Origin of the sequence: Neobacillus notoginsengisoli, from assembly GCF_003515685.1 — a bacterium.
GTDB classification, from domain to species: Bacteria; Bacillota; Bacilli; order Bacillales; family Cytobacillaceae; genus Bacillus_D; species Bacillus_D notoginsengisoli.
In genome coordinates, this window is record NZ_QWEG01000013.1 from 39,837 (window position 1) to 62,085 (window position 22,249).

The window sequence follows — 22,249 nt, forward strand, 5'->3', positions numbered from 1 at the left end:
ACAAAACAATACGAATCTAGGCGCCATTTTTGAAAAAATGCAGCCTTCACTATTACCTTTATTATAACTTTCTTTCACATTCCCTTGCCAGAAAAGGATTAAAACCAAAACAACCCCCCTATTATTAGAGGGTTCAGAGTGAGGCTATCTTGAATTCTCCGTTTACGGAAGTTCGGGTTTCTCAAATACAGGGGGCTGTCCGCCAAGTGTTTTCAGGAATGCGAGAAGATCCGCTTTTTCAGAATCGCTTAGGCCTAGAGGCATGAATTGCTTTATGAAGAAGCTTTTGTTCGGGTGATTGTCACCGCCCCGGTCGTAGTAATCAATGACATCTTCGAGCGTTTTCAGGCTCCCATCCCTCATATAAGGCGCGGTATGGGTAATCCCGTACAGTCCTGGCGTCCGAATCCTGCCAAGGTCGCCCGGCTCTTGTGTCACAGCAAACCTGCCTTCATCCTCAGACTCTATCCCAATATTATAAAAATTGTTGTCGGACAGATTCGGGCCGTTATGGCACGTCACACACATCGCCTTGCCGACGAACAGGCCGAGGCCGCGAACTTCCTGATCGGTGAGCGCATTTTTCTCGCCTTGAAGAAAACGGTCATAGGCGGTGTCCTTGACGACAATTTGTCTCTCAAAAGCCGCAATCGCTTTTGCAATCGTTTCTTTCGTAATTCCTGTTCCAAAGGCTTTTTGGAACATCTCTTCATACCCTTTAATCGCTTTCAGTTCATTAATGAGGGCATCGAGATTTTGGTTCATTTCGTTTGGATTTTCAATTGGGCCCAGTGCCTGCTCCTCAAGTGATGAAGCACGGCCATCCCAAAAATTCGTCTTGTAATAGCCGGAGTTAATGACGGTCGGTGAATTGCGTGCCCCTGCTGTACCGTCAACTTTTTCAAAAGTAGCCTTTCCGTCCCCATAACCAAGGCTTGCATCATGGCAGGAAGCGCAGCTTCTCGTATTATCGCCTGAAAGAAGCGGATCAAAATAAAGCGCCTGGCCCAGCTTGAGGACTTCCGGATTCATCGGATTGTCTTCCGGTATGGGAATATCTCCAATCGGGGTAAGCATCTGGTGGGTTTGCAGGACATGTTTTAATTCGTCTGAAACCTCTTGGGGCGGCTGTCCAGTGTCCGTTTGTGCAGGTGCTTTTGTTTTGGTTGGGGCGGTTGCTTCCTTCGTGCAGCCACCCAGGTTTATCAAAATGAAAATCAACAATAGAAAACCGGTCATGTGTTTTGCCATATTGGAACATACCTCCGAAGAGTTCTTAGTACTCCCATTATAAGGCGAGTGCTTTGGTCGTTGAGTATTGCAATGTGAACAATTTATTAAACGTGAGGAAGGTGGAAACCCTAAGTGGTTAGATGTGTCGGAAATGTGACAGACTCTGATAAAGCAAGAAAAGTTTTCGATAAAACGAAAAATTTATTGATAAACGTGTGACAGACTCCGATATCGTCCGGAATTTTTTTGATAAAGATGAGTTTGCTATTAATTGGGGCGATTTCCATCTAATATCACAGTGATTTTCTCTTCTAAACTCGATTTTTCAATCTCTTTCAGTTGTTTTTTCTCGGTACAACTTCACATGCAACCATAATCTCAAATAAAAAGGAAAAAACCGTCCCTCTAGGAACGGCCGATGGAATGAATAGTACTTTCGATTTATTATGTTTTCACTTTTTCCAGCTTTGAGGCACTGGAACCGTCCCCTGCCTCATTTCTCTTCGAAGCGTGCACCGTCGCTTTGTTTCCTTTTTGACGGAAGATCAGCCAGAGTAAAAGGCTAAGTGAGACGAGCAGGCCTTCGAGTGACAGGATGTACCATGGATATGGACCAAGGACATCGAGGAGGCTGGCGGTCTCGGGTTTGTGGCTAAGATACATATAATTGCCGCCTGTGAGTTTGTTGATCAGCATGACAACCGGCATGAGCAGATTCAGGAAGATGATTAGCCGGAAGACCGACCTGATTGTCGGCCGGTAGCCCTTGACCCAAGTGAAATAAAGCGGCACAAGGACCATCATCATATGCGTATAGAAAAAGTGGATAAACCGGAAGTGCGGAAAATCGTAAAACAGGTACGGCGTTGCGAGCGCCTGGGTCGCCCCAAGCAACCCGGTATACAACAAGATGTCATACACAACTTTCTTTCCTGTCAAAAGCAGGATGATAGCAAGAATCAAACTGATGCTGCAAAGCCCGGCAGGCAATGAATCGAACGACCGCCAGAAGCCGTTCGCCACCATCCATACATGGTAAAGTGATTCCATTACAATAAGTGAAAACGCGAAACCAACCTCCAGTTTGCGCTGGCGTGTTTCCGGGAAACGATTCCGCAGCAAGAACATCGCGTAGGATGCTGCAATGAGAGTCACAAGTACGATGATATGCGTTGTCGAAAACATCGTAAATTTATAGCTGTCGGAGCTGCCGCCAAACCAGTCCATTTTTCAGTCTCCTTTACCTATCAATCGGCTTTCTTCTATTTCCACTAAACTTTTATTATTTCATATTCTAGCATTTCACCAGCTTACTAGGGAGAAGAATTTCTTTTTTAATCTGTGCTTTCTGTGTTTGCTATAAAGCCCGTTTATCTCCCGTCCACGACTTCTTTCAAAATTTCATAGGATCTGATTTGCTTCCCCCTATCGTACATATAGGTTACAGCCATCAACTCATCGACATTATATTTATTTTGAAATTGCTGCAGTTGATTGCGGATGGACTCTTTTGCTCCTACAAGTGAGACACTTGTCATAGACAGAGCCATTTCCTTCTCTTGTGCATTCCAGATTGCATCCATATCATCGACAGGAGGCTGAAGCGGGCTTTGCGCCCCGCGTACCACATTCAAGAAAAATTGCTGCAATGTTGTTAACTCGCGCTCAGCCTCTTCATCGCTTTCGGCCGCAATTACATTTAGGCATACCATCATATACGGTTTATCAAGGTACGCCGATGGCTGGAACCGATTTCGGTAAATTTGAATTGCTTCCGCCATGTGGCGCGGGGCAAAATGGGAAGCAAAAGCATAAGGAAGGCCGAGGCTTGCAGCCAAATACGCGGAATCCGTTGATGAGCCTAAAATGTAAATTGGGATATTGGTCCCAGCTCCCGGGTAGGCCTTTACATAGCCCTGTTCTTGGGGAGGACCGAAATAAGTTAGTAGGCTTTTAACATCCTCAGGAAATGTATAAACAGTTTCATGTTTTGAACGCCTGAGGGCACTAGCTGTAAGCATATCCGTACCTGGAGCACGGCCAAGGCCAAGGTCCAGGCGGTCCCCATATATCGTTGCCATTGTTCCGAACTGCTCCGCAACAACCAATGGTGAATGGTTTGGGAGCATAATTCCTCCAGAACCGACACGGATTTTCTCGGTATGTTCTAGAGTATGTTTGATTAAAATTGAAGTCGCGGAACTGACTAAATTCGGTGTGTTATGATGTTCCGCGATCCAATATCGGGTATAGCCCATCCTTTCAGTCGCCTGCGCCAGTTCAACCATTGCGTCTATAGCTTCCTTCGGGCCTTCTCCATGGCGGATTGGAGCGAGGTTCAGGACAGACACAGGTATATTTAAATTAGACAAAATATTGTCTCCTTTCTCTTATGAAGCTTCGCCTTTATTGTAACCAATCATCAACAGAAACCCGATTAATTTGCCTGATTCTTAAAATGCTAGTAATAGGTGTTTAGAGGGAAGTTCCAAGATAAGGTCTAGGAATGAGGCTGAATACAGTAGAGTGGTCATGAAGTTGCTGAATTTTTCCGTTGTTTTCATTTTGGTAAAAGCCAGGAGCACGATCCCACTCGTGGACCGTGCTCCTTTTGTTTTTCAATGTATTGGTCCCCGCTAAAACATGGCTCGACAAATTGAAATACTGGCTGCTGCTTGGCAAATAGAATGAAGCAATAGAACCGTCCCCCTGCTTCTTTCGTAACCCGAATGATGCAGTGGAACCGTCCCCTGCTTCACTCAACATTAGTGAGGATGAAGCCGCTTTGGGGGCGGGTTGGCATACGGGTAAGGCTGTAGGTTAGGTCTTGGTCTTCTGGTACTTCGTAGGTGATTTTGTTGGCGAGGAGGTCGATGCACACTTTCATGACTTCGACGGTGACGCCTTCACCTGGACAGCGGTGGCCTTTGGCGGGGTCGCCTCCTCCTTGCGGGATGAATTTGAACAGGTTGCCGTCCCAGTCCCGGAAGCGTTCGGGATGGAATTGTTCAGGAAATTCCCACAGCCTGTAGTCATGGTTCGTTCCGTACATGTCAAGCAAGACGAGCTGGCCTTCTGCAAAATTGTAATTTTGCCAGGTGAAAGGTTGTTTTACCCTCGCGCCGACGAATGGCCCGAATGGGTAATAGCGCCGAACTTCCTCTGCGAACCATTCCTTGTATTCATCTCCTTCTGTCCGGAGTTTTTCCCGGCATTCCGGATGTTCATGCAAAGCAAGCGCACTGAAAGTGATGAATGTGGCAATCGCGACAATCGGCCTAAGGACGTTGATTAACTCGATCGCAGCCATGTTCGCATCGAGCGGTTCGCCATCCGGATCCCGGTGGACAGCCCACGAATGAAGCGCTGAACCTTGCCGTGTGTCCAGTTCACTGGTCCGGACTTTTTCAATTACTCCGGTTATCCATTCTTCGGCGCTGGTCCTCGCCCTTCTCCCTTTCCAGTGCCTCGGTCCGACTGCGCCGAACGCATCGACCATCGCGCTGAAATCCTCCGCCCGTTCTTTCGCCTCTTCTTCCGTTAAGGGGACGCCGGCCCATTCGCAGGCAATTTTGCAAAGAATCACTTCTGCCTCGTCAAACAGCACGACTCGCTCCATCTTCTTCCATCTGGAAACAGCTTCCTGGAAATGCACCTCGGCAAGGCTTTTCAGCTGATTCACCCCTTCCGGCGACAAGAGTGACATGAACAGCATTTTCCTGCAGTGATGGACGGCGCCATCCTTTGTTTGAATCGCATTCACGCCGAACAGCGTCTTCTGCACCCGTTTTGGTGCAGCTCCCTTGCGCTGGAACTTTTCGTTATCATAAAAGATTCGCGCCGCTTCTTCGCCCGTCATGCAAACAACCTTCTGGCCGAGCAGCCGAGCTTCAAACAAATCGGCGCCATACTTCCTGCAGCGGTTCCGGATAAATTCATACCCCTCCTGCATTAAAGCAAGGCTATTATCAAGACTTTGGTCTTTTGGGACTTCACCGTTCAAGTCGATCTCTCCTTTGGCAAAAATAAACGTGACTGTCGATAACATATTTGCCTATCCGGACGGTTTATAAACTGGGAAGAAAATTGGCAGGTCCAAACTTCCCCAGCCCAACTGCCTTCTTTTGCAAAAATTCGGCCCGAAACAAAGAGAATCGGTGTAAAATTCTCGCACTGAAAAAAAGACAGGGAAGAAAACTCCCTGCCATACTAAGTTATTCAGTAGGAAACCCATTCGAACCGAGGTACCTTTCCATCAAGATTTTCCGGTGATGAAGTTCGTGGCCGGCGATGATGGCAATGATTGCCCGGACGGAAACCCTCTGATCATTCGCTATGCCTTCACGCGTCCACGCATCCTCTGGCAGCGTTTTTACAAGCTGGATGGTTGCTAGACGGACGGCCACAAAATTTGCGAGCAAATCCACAAGCGGAATACGATCAAAATCCGCCGTCAGAACATAGGCATTCTCCTCAAAACCTGGCAGCTGTACGGTGTCCCCGCGGGCAATGACTAGAAGGCGGTAAACCATGACTCGTTCCGTGTCAGCCATATGCCCCAAAACTTCTTTTATGCTCCACTTTTTCTCCCCATATCTGAATAAGGTTTGTGCTTCGGACAGGCCTTTTAAGAGAATCCTCGTTTCCTCAGCCTGCCGTTCAAGCAATTGAACGATATCCCCCTCAGGTACCAGGTCAACATATGGCTCATAATAAGCAGCATACTCTCCTTGAGCCGGCCGTTTATACATTCCAACCACTCCCTTCGTCTTCTTACAATTACAATATCATCATCAAATAATTAATTGCCAGTATTATGAAGAGGGAACCAGCCAATTCGGCAGGTTCCCTCTTCTATACCTTTATTCACGGCATGTGCAAACATAAAATTGTGTTCAACATGTGGATGAGGCTGCCTCGACTTCTTTTATGACTTGGGCGAGGCTTTTTTCGGCCATGGATATGAGTTTTAGGCGGTAGTTTTCAAATGGCAGGTGGTTTGTGACGGGATTAGGGACGATGACGCAGTGCATGCCGGCGGCTATGGCGGCTGCGGATCCGTTCAGTGAGTCTTCAAAGGCGATTGTCTCTTCTGGCCTGATGCCCAAGGCGGCGAGGGCCTTGACGTATAAAGCCGGGTCGGGCTTGACCTTTTCGACATCCTCTTTCGTTTTAATTGTTTCGAAATACTCAAGAATTTCGAATTTCTTTAAATACGACTCCACCCAGTCCCTGCCGGAGCTCGAGGCCAGTCCGATTTTCAAATTAAGTTCCCTCGCTTCATCGAGAAATTCCCGGACTCCTTCCCTCAGTTCAAGGCTGCCTGCCCTTTGATGGTAAAAGTCCCTCGTTTTTACATGGAGACCCGCTTCATCCACCGTCATTCCGGTTGTCAGCTCAAAAAACTCGTTTAACTGTTCATCTGTTGTTCCAATCACTTTTGAAAACTCTTCAAGAGTTAAGTCGCAGCGAAACTCCTTCATTATTTCTTGATACGCCTCAAACCAAAGCGATTCTGTGTCAACAATCAGGCCGTCAAAGTCAAAGACGATTCCTTTAATCATCCAATCTCCTCCCTTTCAATCTACTTTCTTGGACACTCTATTAAAACTTTCCAAATTTAACTATACTATATTTACATTCAATTCTCGAAGGAGGCGGGCACGTGGAAAAAGTACTGGTCATTGAAGACGAACATAAATTAAGGCACCTGATTGCCACATATCTTGAAAAGTGGAATTTTTCAGTTTTGGCCATTGAATCATTTGAAGAAATTGATCAAGTGGCGGCTGATTGGAAGCCTGACATCATTTTACTGGATATCAATCTCCCTTCTTTTGATGGCTTTTACTGGTGCCAAAAAATACGTGAAGTCACTGCTGCTCCAATTGTGTTTATTTCTTCGAGGACAGAAAACATGGATATCGTCATGGCGATGAATGTTGGCGGTGACGACTACATCCAGAAGCCTTTTTCGCTCGAAGTGCTAACTGCGAAGCTGAAGGCCATTTTGCGAAGGTCAAAAACGTCCCTATCTCCAGAAACCGCCTTCCCCCACTATAATGGCCTAAAGCTTAATGTTGATAAAGCCACCATTTCTTTTGGAGAGAAGGAAGCCATCTTAACAAAAAATGAATTCCTCATTTTATCAATACTCATGAAAAAGCCGGGACAAATTGCCACAAGAGATGCCATTATGCGGGTGCTGTGGGAAGACGAAAATTTCATCGACGATAATACATTGACGGTCAATATGAACAGGCTTCGTAAAAAGCTTGAAAGCATCGGCCGCAAGGAAGTCATTCACACTAGAAAAGGCCAGGGGTACATACTTCAATGAACTTCCGTGGCTATTTTTCGGACCAAAAGGCGTTGATTGGTTGTTTCATGCTGATTATGGCCTTTATGAATATTGTCGTTCTTTCCGATCCAGCATTGAAAATCCATATGAGCAGCCTTCTCTACATTGATTCCATCGCCATCCTCATTATGGCAGGTTATTTTATTCTTGATTTCAGGAGGAAAAATGCATTTTTTAAAAGTGCAGATAAGCTTGAGCTCGGACAACCGATTGATTTTAGAGGTGTCAGGTTTAGCAATGAAGAAAAACGATACATGAACCTTCTTGCCAGGCATCATGCGTCCTATCTTGATAAAATACATAAGAGCGACCTCGAAAAGAAGGAATGGATGGAATATATGACTTCCTGGTTTCATGAAATTAAAACACCCATTGCTGTAAGCAGAATGCTGTTTGAAACCGGTGATGGAAGCAAAAGTCTTGAGGAAGAAATGGACAGAATTGAACATTTTGCAGAACAGGCCCTTTATTTTTCAAGGCTGAATGAATTCAACAATGATTATCTGATTCAGGAATTAGAAATAGATTCTCTTGTGAAGGAATTACTCAAAGCCCATTCAAAGACTTTTTTTGCAAAAAAAATCAGGCCTGTCGTTCACCTTGAATCGTTCATCTGCCTGACCGATAAAAAGGCCCTGCAGTTCATACTGAATCAACTTCTCGGCAACTCCCTGAAATATACCGGCGCTGGCGGGGAATTAAGGATTACGGTAAGGAGCAAAAACAAAACAATCGTCATCTCAGACAACGGAATAGGCATTTCGCCTGAAGACCTTCCGAGAATTTTCGAAAAAGGCTTTACCGGAAAAAATGGGCGAAAACTGCATTCTTCCACCGGGATGGGACTTTACCTGGCCAAAAAAATCGCTGATAAGCTCGGTCACCGAATAAAAATCCATTCGGAAAAAGGCTCTTATACAGAGGCTTGCATTCACTTTCCCGATCACGGCGATGCCTTTCATATGGGAGCTAAATGATACTGAAGTTCCTTATATTGCAAAAGGGTTTCCCAAAAAGAACCTTTTGAGACAACTCTAATAATTTTACTAACAGGTATTATATAGTAATATTAATTAGCTTGTGTTTGATCAATATGGAAATATTAATTTACAATCAAGAGGTGTTTTCGATGGACAATGTTTCAAAATTTAAAGAAGTTATGGGAAATTATCCTACTGGCGTTACCGTTGTAACCACAGTTGACGAAACCAACACACCAGTCGGCCTGACAGTCAATTCGTTTGCATCGGTTTCGCTTGAACCGCTTTTGATTCTCTGGTCGATTGACAAGCGAGTTTCCTCGCATGATCTCTTCACAGCAACGGACAAATTTGCTGTTAATATCCTTGCGGCAGACCAGGGCGATGTATGCAGCCTGTTTGCAATGAAGGGCACCGACCGTTTCGCGAATTGCGAATGGAATCTCTCAAAGCATAGCTTGCCGGTCCTAGGTGGAACAGCTGGAGTTTTTCAGTGTCACACCTTTAAAACGGTCGATGCAGGCGACCATACAATCCTGATCGGCAAAGTCATTGACATTGAAAGCAATCATAAAGAACCACTACTCTACCATAAACGTACGTTTGGAAAAATTCCCAGGGAGTTTTATTCCTAATCAATATAAAAAAGGGATGGCCAGCCATCCCTTTTATCATTCATATACGAGTTTGTAAAACCGTGTTGAAGTGTAATAGAAATACCCAAAAAACAAGAGCATATACATGCCAAGCACGAGAGCGAACGCGCCAGACATAGCAATTCCTGCAAACCTTGCCAGTGCAGTCATAAGGACCGAGCTGTGTAAAATGGCAATGACGAGTGGAACGGAAAAAACAAACATTGTTTGGAAGCGAATCGTCCTTTTCATTTCCTTGCTGCTCAAGCCAATTTTTTTCAAAATTTGATACCTTGGTTTATCAGCCTCCGCTTCGGAAAGCATCCGGTAATAGAGAACACTGCCGGTAGCGGTAAGGAAAACAAGCCCGAGGAAGCCACTAATAAAAATGAGAATGCCATACGTTTCCATCCCCTGTTCGTATTGCTTGTAAAAGCTGGACCAAATCACATCAACCTCTTTTTCTGTATGACTAAAGAGGACCTCTTCAATTGAATCGTTCAGCTTTTTTGTCTCTTTTTCTCTGCCAAGCTTGTAAATTTGCAAGTTTTCAACCTGTCCGCCAGCCTGTTTTGCCTTCTCATATACAGAATCTTTGACCACTAAAGGAAAGGCAAAAATAATTTGATTGAGCAGAGAATACGGCTCGTATGAACCGACTGTAACAGTTTCCCCACCCGGAAGTTGTAGGCTTTTGCCTGTATAAGGATCATGCGAGCGATTCAGTGTGCCGTCATAAAATGAAACAGCCTCCCCTTCAGTAAACTCAACGTCTTTTTTCCCCATGTTTCCAGCAAGCTTTTTAAATGATGATTCCGGGATGAGGAGGACTGGGTAATCAGGCGGGAATTTTTCTAGAAAATCAGGACCTGCTGCCAGTTTTACGGTTTCGAGCTTCATCCCGTACCGGATATCTTTCCTCTTGGCAAAAAGGCTCTTAATCTCCTTTTCCGCCTCTTTATTAGGAATGGTGTAGAGAAAGCTGTGCGGAAAATTCTGTTCCGAAACTTGATTTAAATTTGCGTAAAAACTCCATGTTGTCCCCATTAGAAAAAGAGCAAATGTTGTTAAGAGCGACAAAACGGCTAACACCATCATATTCCCTTTTATTCTGTACAGGAGGTTTGTCAGACTCAGCATATTCGAGCCTTTATAAAAAAACTTTTCTTTTCTCGCAATGAATCTTAGCAAAAAAATGAGAAAAGCTCTGATGAACAAATACGTTCCTATAATGAGAAGAACAATAGAACCAAGCAGTTTTTGCCATGCAAAACTCGACCAAAGGCTTGATGAGGCTGACTGAAGAATGATCCAATATCCACCCCCGATCATCAGGATTGAAACAAAAGACATGATTGTGGATGCCTGAGGCTTCTGCTCAGCTTTCTTTTCCGCCCGAAAAAGCTCCTGTAAAGTGGATGTATAAATCATTCTTGCATTATACCCCGAAGTTACCGCGATGATGAGAAAGAAAACAAGGACAGTCTGAATAGCCGCTGCCGGCGATAGAGAAAATCCTGCAACGACTTTCATCCCCATTAATTTGACCAACACCATTGCAAACAGCTTTGAAAGAATAGCGCCAAGTCCTATCCCGACGAGAAGCGCTCCCGCCCCGACAAGCGCGTTCTCATAAAAAAGCATTCTGCCCGCTTTTCCTTTCGTCATCCCAAATAACGAATAGAGCGCGATTTCCTTCTTTCTCTTTTTCATGAAAAAACTGTTTGAATAAAAGATAAATAGAGCAGAAAAAACCATTAGAAAAACAGAGGCTGCCATGAAAGCCGGACCAATTTTACCAAGGGTCTTTGCACCATCAACAATTTCCCTGTTGTATTGCAGGGACACAAACGTGAAATAGATCATCACACTGAAAACCATCGGGTAAAAATACACGAGATAGGCTCTGCTGTTTTTTCGAATATTTCTTTTCGTCAACTCAATCAGCGTCAATCTGTCCACCCCCAAGAGCAGCCAGAACATTCACAACCTGCTGAAAAAATTGCTTTCGAGTCTGTCCGCCTTTTCGCAGTTCAGTGAAAAATGTGCCGTCCTTAATAAAGACGACTCGATTGCAAAAACTGGCTGCCGTTGGATCGTGCGTGACCATCAAAATGGTTGACCCTTGTTGTTTATTGATTCCTTCTAGAGTTTGTAACAATGTATGGGCTGATTTGGAATCAAGCGCACCTGTGGGCTCATCAGCAAAAACAATACTAGGATTCGTCACCAGTGCTCTTGCAGCAGATGCTCGCTGCTGCTGGCCGCCGGATACCTCATAAGGATACTTCGTAAGGATCGTTTCAATCCCAAACGCCCTTGCGATACTTCCAGTTTTATGATTAATGTCAACTGGCGGTATATTAGCCAAAGCCAAAGGAAGTGAAATATTTTCTTCAATTGTTAATGTATCAAGCAGATTGTAATCCTGAAAAATAAATCCAAGCTGTTCCTGCCTGAACCTGCTAAGTTCCTCCTCTTTAAATCCCTGTACTGTCATGCCATTGATTCGGATTGTTCCGGAGGTCGGGTCATCAATTGTCGATAAAATATTTAATAGTGTTGTTTTTCCCGCACCTGAAGGCCCCATTACCGCAGTGAATTCACCTTTTTCAATTCGAAAGTCAATGTTGTGGAGTGCCGGAAACACATTTCCTCTGCTTCCAAATGATTTATTAATGCCAACTGCCTCTAAAACCAATTCCATACTGATCCCTCTTTTATTTTTTTGTTACTTAAATTTTATAAAACTTCTGCAGGACCAACCATAACTTTTCCTTACATTTGCTCCTGACAATCTTACATTTTTGTAAGAAATACAACTCTTTTTTAACCTCTTTCATAATTGTTCATTTTTCCGCCAAATATTTTTGCCTTATAACCTGATAGTTTTCAAGCAGAATGAGAGGTTTTCAATTTCATGTAACTCCTATGTATATGGCTATAACCCCTTACCCAGCCATGTTTTTGCAAAAAAATGGTCCTGGTTTCCCGATGGCTCATCAAAAACCGACCGTAATTTTCAGAATTTTTTATTCGCACTGTAATAGACTTGTAATCTACCTGTGATGACTCTGTTAAATAGAATCGTTTATAGTATGTTTAGCAAATCACACCAGGGGGTAAACAACTATGTTGAAGAAATTTCTCGCCGTCCTTCTAATGACAACGATGCTGACAACAATCCTACCGGGCATGAGTGAAGCTGCATCCTACCATACGAAAGCTATTTCTGTCGCAAAAGCCAATATGGGTGTTAAATATAAATGGGGAGGAATCACCCCGGCCGGATTCGATTGTTCCGGACTTGTGAAATATTCTTATGGCAAGGCGGGGAAAGTCCTTCCGCGAACAGCTGGTGAAATGTGGGGCAAAGGCAAGCGTGTTTACAGCCTTCAGCCAGGTGATCTTGTATTCTATAAAACTTACGCATCTGCAAAGCCGACACATGTAGGGATCTACATAGGCAACGGAAAGTTCATCCACTCCGCTTCTTCCAAGGGCGTGTCAATCGCATACCTCAGTAACTCGTATTGGAAGCCGCGTTATGTTGGAGCAAAGCGTATTTAATTGAATAAAAACGTGAAAGAGAGCCGGACAGGCTCTCTTTTTTTTGGCAAAAGTACTTTTAATCTTGGTGTTGATTTCCGCTTAAGTCTTCCTCAAGTTTCATATTTCAATTTCCGAAGGCCAACAAAGAAAAAGAGGACGGAAAATCCGATTAGCACGAAAACCGAAGACAGGATAACTGATCCGTTCATGCTTCCGCTGACGATTTCCGTGACTCCAGACATCATCCAGCTCTGCGGCACGAATTTTGCAATGAGTTTCATGAAATCAGGCACAACGTCCAGTGGCCAATACACACCGCCAAGCATACAAGTGCTGACGATGATGACAGCACTGATTGCTCCCGCCTGCTGTTTTGTTTTTACTAGCCCGGCAATCATGAGCCCGAGGCCGACAACCGTCAGGATGACCAAAGATGCGAACGGGATGAAGTAAAGCGGGTTTCCCAAGCTGCCATTAAAAAACAGTTTAATTGACAAAGCCATGACCCCAAGCTGGATCCACCCCATTAAAAAATAAGATAGGATATAGCCGGAAATGATTTGCGACCTTGATGCCGGCGTCGTCATCAGCCTCGCCCACGTGCCGCCGGCTCTTTCCTCAAGAATTGTCGCCGCGGCAGCCGAAATACCGAACATCATGAACATAATTGTAAACCCAAGGGAACCGATTGATACATTCTCCCCTTTCTTACCTTTCTTTTGGATGATTTCCTTCTCAACTTTGATTCCCTTATGGTTTGAAACCTTCTGAAGCAATACCGGCAGAGCATTCCCATCGATTGTCGAAGTAAAGGAGTGGCTTGTCACAATCGTCCGCGCGGCCCCTTCAAGATGTGGATAAAGCGCCAGGTACTCCTGCGTTTCCCGCTGGACAATAACGTCGAACAGCGGTTCCTCCGCGGCAATCTTATCTTCTATTCTGTCAGCAATCATCACAGCCGCGATTGCCTTCTGTTCTTTCACTTCACTCTTCGCTTCTTCTGCCGTCACTTTCTTCCAGTTATATTGATCGTTCGCTGTCAGCAAATCGGCTGCTCGGACTGAAATCTCGCCAGACCCAACCGCATACAAAACCAGCGGCTTATTACTTTCCTTGTCCCCCGCCATTCCGCCAAAAATAAAGCTGAACACGAGCGGCATGACAATCATCAGCACCCAGACGGAAGAAGTCCTGAACTTCGATTTGAGATGAAGCAATAAGATTGCAACCGTTTTACGCATATATGGTCCTCCTCTCGACAGCGAGGCGGCTTAGGCCAATCGCAAGGAAGATGATTCCGAGTCCAATAAGCGCAGCCGCACCAGGCAATACATCCTTCACGCCTCCGCCTGACATTAATTCCAGGAACGACTGTAAGGCAAGGGCATTCGGAAAAACTTTTACAAGATGATTAATCCAGTCCGGGAAAGCATAAAGCGGCACCATGCTTCCACCGACAGCCGCCATGATTTGTGTGCCGAGCATCGCTGCTGTACTGAAGGCTTTCTCCGTTTTTATAAACGAGCCCGCCATCACTCCAAGGGCACTCGCGCTGAAGACAAATGACACGCCAATCAGCAAAACCCCTGAGATTGAGCTGCCCCAATCAACCGAAAACAGGAAGTGTGTACCGAGCATAATGGCCAGTAATTGCAGAAGGGAGAGGAACAGTAGACCTAAAAATTTTCCTGTCAGGTACTCAAAATGGGTTAATTTTGATACAAGAAGACGCTTATAAACTTCCTGCTCTTTTTCCTCAATCATCGCACTGACGCCAATGGTGACCGTCATCAGCAAGAACATGACACCCATCCCGGCTGCGTAATACTGGAACGAGCTGACCGGTACTCCTTCCTCACCAACCGCTTGTTCTTTAATCCTCCCGAATGAAGCCTCACCAGCTGTGGCTGGAGTTGCTGTCGCCTTGGAGCCAGCACCGCCTGCTGCCGTAATGGCAAGCTTCATCCCTTCCATTCGAACGGCCGCTTCCCGGGCAAACTGCTGCACAACATTTTCTGTAATCGTAGCCTGGAGCTGGGCAGATGGGATGGAAACGAGCTTTACCGCTGTTTCCTTCCCGGCAATCACTCTACTTGAAAAATCCTGATTGATTAACAATCCGACAGCAATTTTCTGGTCACGCAAGCTGCGATAAAGTTCTTCTTCATCCATCCTTCTCACTTCAACCATTTCCGAAAGCCCTTTTGCAAAAACTTCCTCTGTCATTGTGTCCCCAAGTTCGCCTTCATCCAAATTAGCGACCCCAAGGGCAAATTGGTCAATTTTCACTTCTCCGTCACCCATCAAGTTGCCAAAAGCTGCGCCAAGAATGGCAATCAAAAGCATTGGCATTAAAATCAGGGTCAGCAGAGCTTTTTTATCCTTCGCAATCAGCAGCGTATCCTTTAAGGCAAGCCACCAGAAACTCATTTTTCTCCCCCCCCCTAGTCGCGCAGGCTTCTTCCGGTCAAATGCAAAAAGACACTTTCCAAATTCGGCTCGACAATTTCCACTCCTGTAATCTGGGCGCCGGTTTCTGTGATTTTCTGAACAAGGCTGCTCAGGATGGACTGAGGTTGTTTATGGAAAACAGTGAGCTTTTGGCTTGCAAAAAGAACATCCTCCGAGGGAATCATCCCGCTTAAAACAGCGGAATCACTAAAGCCTTCCGGGATGGCGAAAATCATCCGAGACCTATCCCCAATTGTTTCCCTCAGCTCTGGTATTGTCCCGAGGGCAATGAGCCGGCCATGGTCCATAATGCCGATCCGCTCGCACAAAAACTCGACTTCCTCCATGTAATGGCTGGTATAAATGACCGTTATGCCCTCACCGTTCAACCTTTTGACCGTTTCAAGGATGTGCGTCCTTGACTGCGGATCAATTCCGACAGTTGGTTCATCCATAATCAGCAATTCTGGCCGGTGCAAAATGGCAGCCCCAATATTGACCCGCCGCTTCATGCCTCCCGAAAAGGTTTCGACTTTATCCTTCGCCCTGTCCTCAAGCCCAATTAATTCAAGCGCTTCCGCAACCCGCTGTTCGAGCATGTTTCCCGATAGTCCGTACATCCTGCCCCAAAAAATCAGATTTTCCTTCGCGCTCATCGACTGGTAAAGCGCAATTTCCTGTGGGACGATTCCAATCAGCCCCTGAGCCTTTTTCGGTTCCTTCACCATGTCAATTCCTGCAATCTGTATTGAACCGGATGTTGGCGGAAACAGTCCTGTCAGCATGTTTATGGTCGTTGATTTTCCCGCCCCGTTTGGCCCGAGCAACCCGAAGGATTCGCCTTTTTTTACGTCAAACGATACCTCCTTCACAGCTTTGAAATCCTTAAATGATTTTGTTAGCCCCGCGACGATCAATAGTTCCATTTCCCTGTCCTCCTTTCCTAATCTATGACAATTTAACTATATCACTTTGAAGTGAAAATTATTTGCTTTTTTTGCAAAATTCCTAACCATTACACAACTGCCTCGAATCACCCCTTACATCTTTTTAAAAAAGTAAAAAAAGCAGGCATGCGCCCGCTTTTAAGAGTTTATTTTATTACTGGATACCCGATAAACTTAAAATCATTTCCGATTTTTACGATCTCCGTATCAACGAGGTCAACGACATCTTTCATCGTTTCGGCTCCGGCTCCTTCTAAAAACGTTGGTGCTGACTGGCCGCCAATGAGCTTCGGGGCGAAATAGAGGACGACTTTATCGACTAACCCTCTCTCCAGGAAGCTTGCATGGACCGTTCCTCCCCCTTCAAGGAGCAGGGAAGAGATATCCCTCTCACCGAGGATCTCAAGTACATCGGAAGGGTCAACCTTATTTTCCCCTTGTGTACGAAAAACCTCAATCCCCATAGATTGCAGCATATTTTCTTTTTCACGGTCAGCCGACTGGCTAGTGAAAATCCATGTCTCTGCAAGTCCATCCGTTACCACTATTGAATCAAGTGGAATTCTCAAACTTGAGTCCAGGACGACGCGAACGGGATTCCGCCCGTTTGGAATTCTTGCCGTCAGTGCAGGATTATCCCTAATGACTGTGTTGATTCCAACCAGAATAGCCATATATTCGTTTCTCAGCAAGTGGACATCGTGGCGGGACTCGTCAGAAGTGATCCACTTGCTCTCCATTGTATGGGTGGCAATCTTGCCGTCGAGGGAAGAGCCGGCTTTCATTGTGACAAAAGGCCTTTTCGTGACGATGAACTTATTGAATACCTCGTTCATTCTTCGGGATTCTTCTTCACAAATACCAATTTGAACATTGATTCCAGCCTCTTCAAGAATTTCAATCCCTTTTCCTGATACAAGCGGATTCGGATCAAGGGTGGCGATGACCGCATTTTTTATTCCCGCCTGGACAATGGCTTCCGCACAAGGTCCAGTTCCCCCGTGATAGGAGCATGGCTCTAAAGTGACGTAAATAGTCCCCCCTATTGCCTTATCCCCTGCCATTCTTAAAGCATGGATTTCCGCATGGGGCTCACCCGCTTTAAGATGCGCCCCTATTCCAACAATTCGCCCTTCGTTCACAATAACTGAACCAACAAGGGGGTTTGGATCGGTTTGCCCTTTTTGTGCCCTCGCATTTTGGAGAGCCAATTTCATATAAAACTCTTGGTTAGTCATTCGGACATGTCCCTTCTGCCCCTAAATGCCCCGAACGGTTAATTTTCGTTTCTAAATATTTTTCATTAAATTCGGAAATATCCCCCCATAAAGGCTGCCTTCCCGATACCGGAAGGCCCGATTTTTCCAACGCTTCCAATTTTCTTGGGTTATTCGTCATCAAGGTCACAGGCTTTGAGCGCAACGCTTTCAGCACAGAAATGGCGTCATCGTAATTACGGGAATCATCCACAAAGCCCAGCGCTTCATTGGCTTCCACCGTATCGTAACCATTTTCCTGGAGGATGTAAGCCATCGCTTTACTGAAGAGGCCAATTCCCCTACCCTCGTGGTTGGCCAGATAAAAGAGCGCTCCGGTCCCGTGTTCCACAATCATTTTCATCGAGTGCTTCAATTGGTAGCCGCAATCACACCGTTTGCTTCCAAAAATATCCCCTGTATGGCAAATGGAATGCATCCTGATAATGGCCTCGTCTCCATATTGGAAATCCCCATACACCAATACGCTTGATTGCTGTAATTCAGCCAGGTTAACCGATGATAATTTATCGATGATACGTTGAAAGTCTTCTGTTACCTCGTCACAATTTAGCCAGCAGTACCATTGAAATTCAACTGTTTCTCCAAATAGGTTAACGGGAAGCCGAATCGGGCCGACCAAATAAATCGCCTTTTCACCAGTTTTGATTAGTTGGATTTTGTCTCCCAATACAGCAAGTACTTTTGAATCCAAGATAAGTTCACTCATTCTAAAAAGCCCCTTTAAACAGAATAAAAATTAATCGTGCGAAAAGGAATTGCCGGTTGGCAACCCCTTTTATTCTGACATGGTCAAGCCTTGATATCACGAATTAGGTTGGCCATCTCAATTGCAGAGGCCGCTGCTTCCCAGCCTTTATTACCGGCTTTCGTACCCGCGCGTTCAATCGCTTGTTCAATTGAATCCACAGTCAGCACACCGAAAATGACAGGCACCCCCGTGGACAGAGCTGTATTTGCAACGCCTTTGGCTGCTTCATTGCAGACGTAATCAAAATGGGGAGTGGAACCTCTAATGACAGCACCAAGCGTAATAACAGCATCATATTGATTCGATTTGGCAAGCTTTTGGGCAATCAGAGGGATTTCAAAAGCCCCCGGGACCCAGGCGATATCAACATCGGCCGGTTCAACTCCATGCCGTTTAAGGGCGTCAAGCGCCCCTCCCACTAATTTATCGGTAATAAATTCATTAAACCTTCCAGCAACAATGCCGATCTTCAATCCCGAGCCTATAAGATTTCCTTCAAAAACTTTATTCATGATCCATTCCTCCAACTATAGTTTTACACCTTTTGCAGCAATTACCCTCTTGCTCTCAGATGTTCCTCATTTTTAATATACGAAATTAAATCTTCTATCGTAATCATCTTCAGGCCGAAGCGTCGGGCAACCTCCCTCAATTCAGGAACCCTTGCCATCGTGCCATCTTCGTTCATAATCTCACAAATGACGCCTGCCGGCTTGGCTCCGCATAGTTTTGCCAAATCCACAGCCGCCTCTGTGTGGCCGGGCCGCTCAACCACTCCTCCACTTTTTGCAACAAGGGGGAAAATGTGGCCGGGCCTTTTAAAATCGTCAGGCCGCGCTCCGGAATCGAGAATGCTCAAAATCGTTGCTGACCGTTCAAACGCTGAAATTCCCGTTGTGGTGAATTTATGGTCGACACTTACCGTAAAAGCAGTCCCATGGGTATCCGTATTATCCAAAACCATCGGATGAAAATCCAATTTTTCCGCCAGTTTTTCCTCAAGTGGAACACAAATCAGCCCTCTTCCGTGCGTCGCCATAAAGTTGATGACCTCGGGAGTGGCCTTTTCCGCCAGAGCGACAAAGTCCCCTTCATTTTCCCGTCCTTCATCGTCACAGACGATAATGACTTTTCCCGCCTTTAAGTCTTGAAAAGCCTCTTCAATTCCGCTAAACATGGTGCTCCCTCCTTAAATGAATCCTTTATCTTGTAAAAATTGGGTTGTGATGGATGATTTTGTTTCCGTTTTCTTGTTGCTGTCTGGATTCAGGAATTGGCGCACATATTTTCCAAGCATGTCGCACTCAATATTAACGGTATCCCCTCTGCCTTTCATTGAGAGGATTGTTTCTGAAAGAGTATGGGGAATGAGGGATACTTTGAATGAGCTTGGTGACACCTCAAATACAGTCAGGCTTGTCCCATCAATCGCCACAGACCCTTTAAAAATAATACATTCCAGGATGCTGCTGCTTGCTTCAACTTCATAATAAACCGCATTGTCCAGCCGCTCTTTTCCAATAATCATTCCAGTCCCATCGATATGGCCGCTTACAAAATGGCCCCCGAATCTCCCACCTGCCGCCATCGCCCTTTCCAGGTTCACTTTTGAACCCTTCTTCAAATCGCGAAGGTCTGTTGCTTTCACAGTTTCAGGCATGACATCAACCGTAAAGCGGTTTTTGGTGAATGAAGTTACCGTCAGGCAGACCCCGTTAACGGAAATACTGTCACCGAGTTTGACATCCTCCAATACTTTATTCGCATCAATCGTAAGGACAATTGAAATGTTTGTTGATGCTATAGCTGAGACAGTCCCAATTTCTTCTATGATTCCTGTAAACATTGCAGTCTCCTTTATCGTGGCTTATCCAATCTAAGGATATCCCAAAGGGGTTATGGTCCATGCAAAAAGCCCCAAAGATAAGCTCTTTGGGGCTAAAAAAGCATGCTCAAATAAAGGATTGGAAATCCAGGATGTATGCCGGCGCTTTTATCGCACCTTTCCACTTTACCCAAAAAAGGGCAAAAGGACATACTGATCCCATGTTCAAATCCTGCTGTTTCCTTCTCCCATCCAGACTATACTGTCGGCCCCGGAATTTCACCGGATCCACCGGGTGCCCAAATAGGCACTCGGGTCACGGGCTTGGAGGCTGCTGCCTCATCACCGCCGGTAGGGAATTTCACCCTGCCCCGAAGGAATATTCGATTAGAATAGTTAAAGTATACTCTCTTCCGTCAAAAAAAGATAGAAATTGCTTCCGCCATGACGATCATATTAAAAGTTTGCCTGTACCATCTACAGATTATAAAAATCGCTCATATCATAGTCGGAATATGGGTTGTAATGAAGCCAGCCTGTAAAAGCATGATTATCAACTTTCAAATAGTCTTTTGCAAAATGAATGAATTCAATTGTCGCGAGCTTTTTGCCCGAATATGTCTTTAGGTAGTCTGAAAGGAATGCCAGGGCCGTTTCGTCACCATACGGCTTTATCAGCTCCCATAGGAGGATAGCCGGCTTTGCCTGTACATGTCCAACAATCCCGCCAAAGCTCCCCACATATTGATCCGCGGGCATATTTGATTTGACTTCTTCCCGCATGATACTAAATTCATTGAACTTTTTGGCAAAAGCAAAACTCTCCTCTTCGCTCTTCTTTTTCCCAACTAGAAAGAAAAGCGATGCGGCCAGTTCGGACAGCCCATCATTCAGCCATAGATCCGTATGGCGTTCAAAATGAACATTCCCATAAAACCATTGCTGGGCAATTTGATGGACAAGTAAATGCTCCTGACTTTCATTGGTTTCAAAATAAGAAAACTTGTCTTCTACAATGGTTCCCGGCTGGAGGATTACGCCCGGGTAGTTTCCTTGCCGGGTCTCTGTCAAAACGATATCGAGCTGTTGTTGGGGATAACCGCCCAGCTTCTTCTCAAAAAAAGCAACAGCTTCCTTTGCTGTTTTTAAGGCTTCAGCCGCCTGGGCTTTCTGTTTCGCAGTTGCAAATATCCTGATTTCTGTTTCACCGGCCTGTGCTTTTATCATTTGATGCCGATTCAAGATCATCACAAACATTTCTTTCAGGTTTTTGCCAGCTACTGTGTCGGAGGAAGATTGGCTGTCCGGTTCCGTCCCCGAGGTAACTACCTGCATCTTTCCGGGCAAATTGTAGGAGAAAGTAATATCCGATGGAAAACTTGAGTACGTATCCTTTCCGATTGCAAGCGGATGTAACAGCCATTCCCTTTCATAACCCGGAAGGATTGGATGCCATTGCAACAAGTTGTATTCATCATTTTCAATCAGGTTCCCAGGCAAGGAAAAGGTATAGGTGATGGCCAATTTTCCAGACTTTCCAGTTGAAAGGGCCAGCTTCAACGGCACCTTTAGCTGCACCCCTTGAAGGTCATAAGGCAATTCTTCCCCGTTAAAGGTCACCTTTTCAATGGCTGTCTCACCTTCGCCTATTTCTTGGAGGCATTTATCAACCGCAAACGTGACAATTTTTCGCCGGCATTGATCCCTGGCAAGATCGCCAAACTGGTTCGGGAAAAAGTAGACCGAAAGATTATTCCAATTTGTCTCTGAAGTATTGGTTACATCGATCTCGGCTGATGCGGCAAATTGATTTTCCCCTTTCACCTCGAGAGCGAGCTTGTAACTGGCTTTCGCACCTTCATTCATGACCTCGGGTTCAAATTCAGCTGAAAGGCCTGCGGCAGGCAGCTGCCCGCTTGGAGTCTTTTCACTTGTACTGCCATTTCCGTTTCCAGGCATCTTATCAGCCCCCGACCCGGCGGTTTCAGTCACGATGGAGTGGTTCTCTCGTTTAGCAAAATAAACGGCAATGCCAATGATGAATAAGGCCAGTACGGAGACAGTGAGTGTAAATTTTCGCCAGCGGGGCTTTTTCTTGTGATCTTTTTCATCCGAATATGTAAATTGCTTTGGTTTCTCTTGCTGCTCAAGCATTTCGTAATTCCGGTTTACGAATTCAAATTTATGCATCTCGACCCCCCCGTCTGAATATTCCGCCTTTAAAAGTAGACGATTTT

General features: G+C 45.3%; 21 protein-coding genes, 1 pseudogene and 1 riboswitch. Of the genes and pseudogenes, 4 read left to right on the forward strand and 18 right to left on the reverse strand.

Annotation, left to right across the window (positions count from 1 at the left end; translation table 11 throughout):
• Positions 1-162: 162 nt before the first annotated feature.
• From D1B31_RS18770 to D1B31_RS18800, 7 genes are all read right to left on the reverse strand, one after another.
• Positions 163-1,251, reverse strand: coding sequence for a cytochrome-c peroxidase (locus D1B31_RS18770; protein ID WP_240035342.1), 1,089 nt, complete (start codon positions 1,249-1,251; stop codon positions 163-165).
• A 426-nt stretch (positions 1,252-1,677) separates the two neighbouring features.
• A complete protein-coding gene (locus D1B31_RS18775; RefSeq protein ID WP_118923295.1) occupies positions 1,678-2,460 on the reverse strand; it encodes a YwaF family protein in 783 nt (260 codons plus the stop codon).
• A 143-nt stretch (positions 2,461-2,603) separates the two neighbouring features.
• The gene (locus tag D1B31_RS18780; protein ID WP_118923298.1) at positions 2,604-3,605 is read right to left on the reverse strand and encodes an LLM class flavin-dependent oxidoreductase; all 1,002 of its coding nucleotides are present in this window, start codon (positions 3,603-3,605) and stop codon (positions 2,604-2,606) included.
• A 103-nt stretch (positions 3,606-3,708) separates the two neighbouring features.
• On the reverse strand, positions 3,709-3,999 hold the full coding sequence (locus D1B31_RS18785) for a hypothetical protein (RefSeq protein ID WP_118923300.1): 291 nt from the start codon (positions 3,997-3,999) through the stop codon (positions 3,709-3,711).
• Positions 3,989-5,236, reverse strand: a complete 1,248-nt coding sequence (locus D1B31_RS18790) for a CYP152 family fatty-acid peroxygenase CypC (protein ID WP_192894804.1) — start codon at positions 5,234-5,236, stop codon at positions 3,989-3,991. The genes D1B31_RS18785 and D1B31_RS18790 overlap by 11 nt, the downstream gene beginning before the upstream one ends.
• A 211-nt stretch (positions 5,237-5,447) precedes the next feature.
• Positions 5,448-5,984, reverse strand: coding sequence for a DinB family protein (locus D1B31_RS18795; protein ID WP_118923304.1), 537 nt, complete (start codon positions 5,982-5,984; stop codon positions 5,448-5,450).
• A gap of 144 nt (positions 5,985-6,128) precedes the next feature.
• On the reverse strand, positions 6,129-6,797 hold the full coding sequence (locus D1B31_RS18800; protein WP_118923306.1) for an HAD family hydrolase: 669 nt from the start codon (positions 6,795-6,797) through the stop codon (positions 6,129-6,131).
• A gap of 101 nt (positions 6,798-6,898) precedes the next feature.
• Between D1B31_RS18800 and D1B31_RS18805 the strand changes: the two genes are divergently transcribed.
• From D1B31_RS18805 to D1B31_RS18815, 3 genes are all read left to right on the forward strand, one after another.
• A complete protein-coding gene (locus D1B31_RS18805; protein WP_118923308.1) occupies positions 6,899-7,573 on the forward strand; it encodes a response regulator transcription factor in 675 nt (224 codons plus the stop codon).
• Positions 7,570-8,571: a sensor histidine kinase gene (locus D1B31_RS18810; protein WP_118923310.1), complete on the forward strand. Its 1,002-nt coding sequence runs from the start codon at positions 7,570-7,572 to the stop codon at positions 8,569-8,571. Before D1B31_RS18805 ends, D1B31_RS18810 begins: the two co-directional genes overlap by 4 nt.
• A 152-nt stretch (positions 8,572-8,723) precedes the next feature.
• Positions 8,724-9,209, forward strand: a complete 486-nt coding sequence (locus tag D1B31_RS18815; protein ID WP_118923312.1) for a flavin reductase family protein — start codon at positions 8,724-8,726, stop codon at positions 9,207-9,209.
• Between the two features lie 36 nt (positions 9,210-9,245).
• Here D1B31_RS18815 and D1B31_RS18820 read toward each other — a convergent pair whose 3' ends face one another.
• Positions 9,246-11,192: an ABC transporter permease gene (locus tag D1B31_RS18820; protein ID WP_118923314.1), complete on the reverse strand. Its 1,947-nt coding sequence runs from the start codon at positions 11,190-11,192 to the stop codon at positions 9,246-9,248.
• The gene (locus D1B31_RS18825; RefSeq protein ID WP_118923316.1) at positions 11,149-11,916 is read right to left on the reverse strand and encodes an ABC transporter ATP-binding protein; all 768 of its coding nucleotides are present in this window, start codon (positions 11,914-11,916) and stop codon (positions 11,149-11,151) included. The genes D1B31_RS18820 and D1B31_RS18825 overlap by 44 nt, the downstream gene beginning before the upstream one ends.
• A 425-nt stretch (positions 11,917-12,341) precedes the next feature.
• Between D1B31_RS18825 and D1B31_RS18830 the strand changes: the two genes are divergently transcribed.
• Entirely contained in the window at positions 12,342-12,779 is a 438-nt protein-coding gene (locus tag D1B31_RS18830) for a C40 family peptidase (protein WP_118923318.1), read from the forward strand.
• Between the two features lie 92 nt (positions 12,780-12,871).
• Here D1B31_RS18830 and D1B31_RS18835 read toward each other — a convergent pair whose 3' ends face one another.
• The 9 genes and pseudogenes from D1B31_RS18835 to D1B31_RS18875 form a co-directional block, all read right to left on the reverse strand.
• Positions 12,872-14,002: an ABC transporter permease gene (locus tag D1B31_RS18835; protein WP_118923320.1), complete on the reverse strand. Its 1,131-nt coding sequence runs from the start codon at positions 14,000-14,002 to the stop codon at positions 12,872-12,874.
• A complete protein-coding gene (locus D1B31_RS18840; protein ID WP_118923322.1) occupies positions 13,995-15,191 on the reverse strand; it encodes an ABC transporter permease in 1,197 nt (398 codons plus the stop codon). The genes D1B31_RS18835 and D1B31_RS18840 overlap by 8 nt, the downstream gene beginning before the upstream one ends.
• A gap of 14 nt (positions 15,192-15,205) precedes the next feature.
• A complete protein-coding gene (locus tag D1B31_RS18845) occupies positions 15,206-16,138 on the reverse strand; it encodes an ABC transporter ATP-binding protein (protein WP_118923324.1) in 933 nt (310 codons plus the stop codon).
• 167 nt (positions 16,139-16,305) lie between these two features.
• The gene (gene ribD / locus D1B31_RS18850; RefSeq protein ID WP_118923326.1) at positions 16,306-17,397 is read right to left on the reverse strand and encodes a bifunctional diaminohydroxyphosphoribosylaminopyrimidine deaminase/5-amino-6-(5-phosphoribosylamino)uracil reductase RibD; all 1,092 of its coding nucleotides are present in this window, start codon (positions 17,395-17,397) and stop codon (positions 16,306-16,308) included.
• Positions 17,390-18,145 carry a GTP cyclohydrolase II gene (locus D1B31_RS18855; RefSeq protein ID WP_118923328.1) on the reverse strand — a complete coding sequence of 252 codons (756 nt, stop codon included), beginning with the start codon at positions 18,143-18,145 and terminating at the stop codon, positions 17,390-17,392. Before D1B31_RS18855 ends, ribD begins: the two co-directional genes overlap by 8 nt.
• Positions 18,146-18,228: 83 nt before the next feature.
• Entirely contained in the window at positions 18,229-18,699 is a 471-nt protein-coding gene (ribH, locus tag D1B31_RS18860; RefSeq protein ID WP_118923330.1) for a 6,7-dimethyl-8-ribityllumazine synthase, read from the reverse strand.
• Positions 18,700-18,746: 47 nt separating this feature from the next.
• Positions 18,747-19,364, reverse strand: a pseudogene (gene ribB, locus D1B31_RS18865) (3,4-dihydroxy-2-butanone-4-phosphate synthase); the annotation flags it as partial.
• Between the two features lie 12 nt (positions 19,365-19,376).
• A complete protein-coding gene (ribE, locus tag D1B31_RS18870; RefSeq protein WP_118923334.1) occupies positions 19,377-20,033 on the reverse strand; it encodes a riboflavin synthase in 657 nt (218 codons plus the stop codon).
• A gap of 215 nt (positions 20,034-20,248) precedes the next feature.
• Positions 20,249-20,395: riboswitch (FMN riboswitch) on the reverse strand.
• 94 nt (positions 20,396-20,489) lie between these two features.
• Positions 20,490-22,202 (reverse strand): M1 family aminopeptidase, encoded by a 1,713-nt coding sequence (locus tag D1B31_RS18875; protein ID WP_118923336.1) that lies wholly within the window; start codon positions 22,200-22,202, stop codon positions 20,490-20,492.
• Between the last annotated feature and the right edge of the window lie 47 nt (positions 22,203-22,249).

Coding starts and splice junctions, on each gene's coding strand:
- D1B31_RS18770 (WP_240035342.1), bottom strand. CDS start 1,251: ATGGCAAAACACATGACCGGTTTTCTATTGTTGATTTTCATTTTGATA.
- D1B31_RS18775 (WP_118923295.1), bottom strand. CDS start 2,460: ATGGACTGGTTTGGCGGCAGCTCCGACAGCTATAAATTTACGATGTTT.
- D1B31_RS18785 (WP_118923300.1), bottom strand. CDS start 3,999: ATGTTGAGTGAAGCAGGGGACGGTTCCACTGCATCATTCGGGTTACGA.
- D1B31_RS18795 (WP_118923304.1), bottom strand. CDS start 5,984: ATGTATAAACGGCCGGCTCAAGGAGAGTATGCTGCTTATTATGAGCCA.
- D1B31_RS18800 (WP_118923306.1), bottom strand. CDS start 6,797: ATGATTAAAGGAATCGTCTTTGACTTTGACGGCCTGATTGTTGACACA.
- D1B31_RS18810 (WP_118923310.1), top strand. CDS start 7,570: ATGAACTTCCGTGGCTATTTTTCGGACCAAAAGGCGTTGATTGGTTGT.
- D1B31_RS18815 (WP_118923312.1), top strand. CDS start 8,724: ATGGACAATGTTTCAAAATTTAAAGAAGTTATGGGAAATTATCCTACT.
- D1B31_RS18820 (WP_118923314.1), bottom strand. CDS start 11,192: ATGTTCTGGCTGCTCTTGGGGGTGGACAGATTGACGCTGATTGAGTTG.
- D1B31_RS18825 (WP_118923316.1), bottom strand. CDS start 11,916: ATGGAATTGGTTTTAGAGGCAGTTGGCATTAATAAATCATTTGGAAGC.
- D1B31_RS18830 (WP_118923318.1), top strand. CDS start 12,342: ATGTTGAAGAAATTTCTCGCCGTCCTTCTAATGACAACGATGCTGACA.
- D1B31_RS18835 (WP_118923320.1), bottom strand. CDS start 14,002: ATGCGTAAAACGGTTGCAATCTTATTGCTTCATCTCAAATCGAAGTTC.
- D1B31_RS18840 (WP_118923322.1), bottom strand. CDS start 15,191: ATGAGTTTCTGGTGGCTTGCCTTAAAGGATACGCTGCTGATTGCGAAG.
- D1B31_RS18845 (WP_118923324.1), bottom strand. CDS start 16,138: ATGGAACTATTGATCGTCGCGGGGCTAACAAAATCATTTAAGGATTTC.
- ribD (WP_118923326.1), bottom strand. CDS start 17,397: ATGACTAACCAAGAGTTTTATATGAAATTGGCTCTCCAAAATGCGAGG.
- D1B31_RS18855 (WP_118923328.1), bottom strand. CDS start 18,145: ATGAGTGAACTTATCTTGGATTCAAAAGTACTTGCTGTATTGGGAGAC.
- ribH (WP_118923330.1), bottom strand. CDS start 18,699: ATGAATAAAGTTTTTGAAGGAAATCTTATAGGCTCGGGATTGAAGATC.
- ribE (WP_118923334.1), bottom strand. CDS start 20,033: ATGTTTACAGGAATCATAGAAGAAATTGGGACTGTCTCAGCTATAGCA.
- D1B31_RS18875 (WP_118923336.1), bottom strand. CDS start 22,202: ATGCATAAATTTGAATTCGTAAACCGGAATTACGAAATGCTTGAGCAG.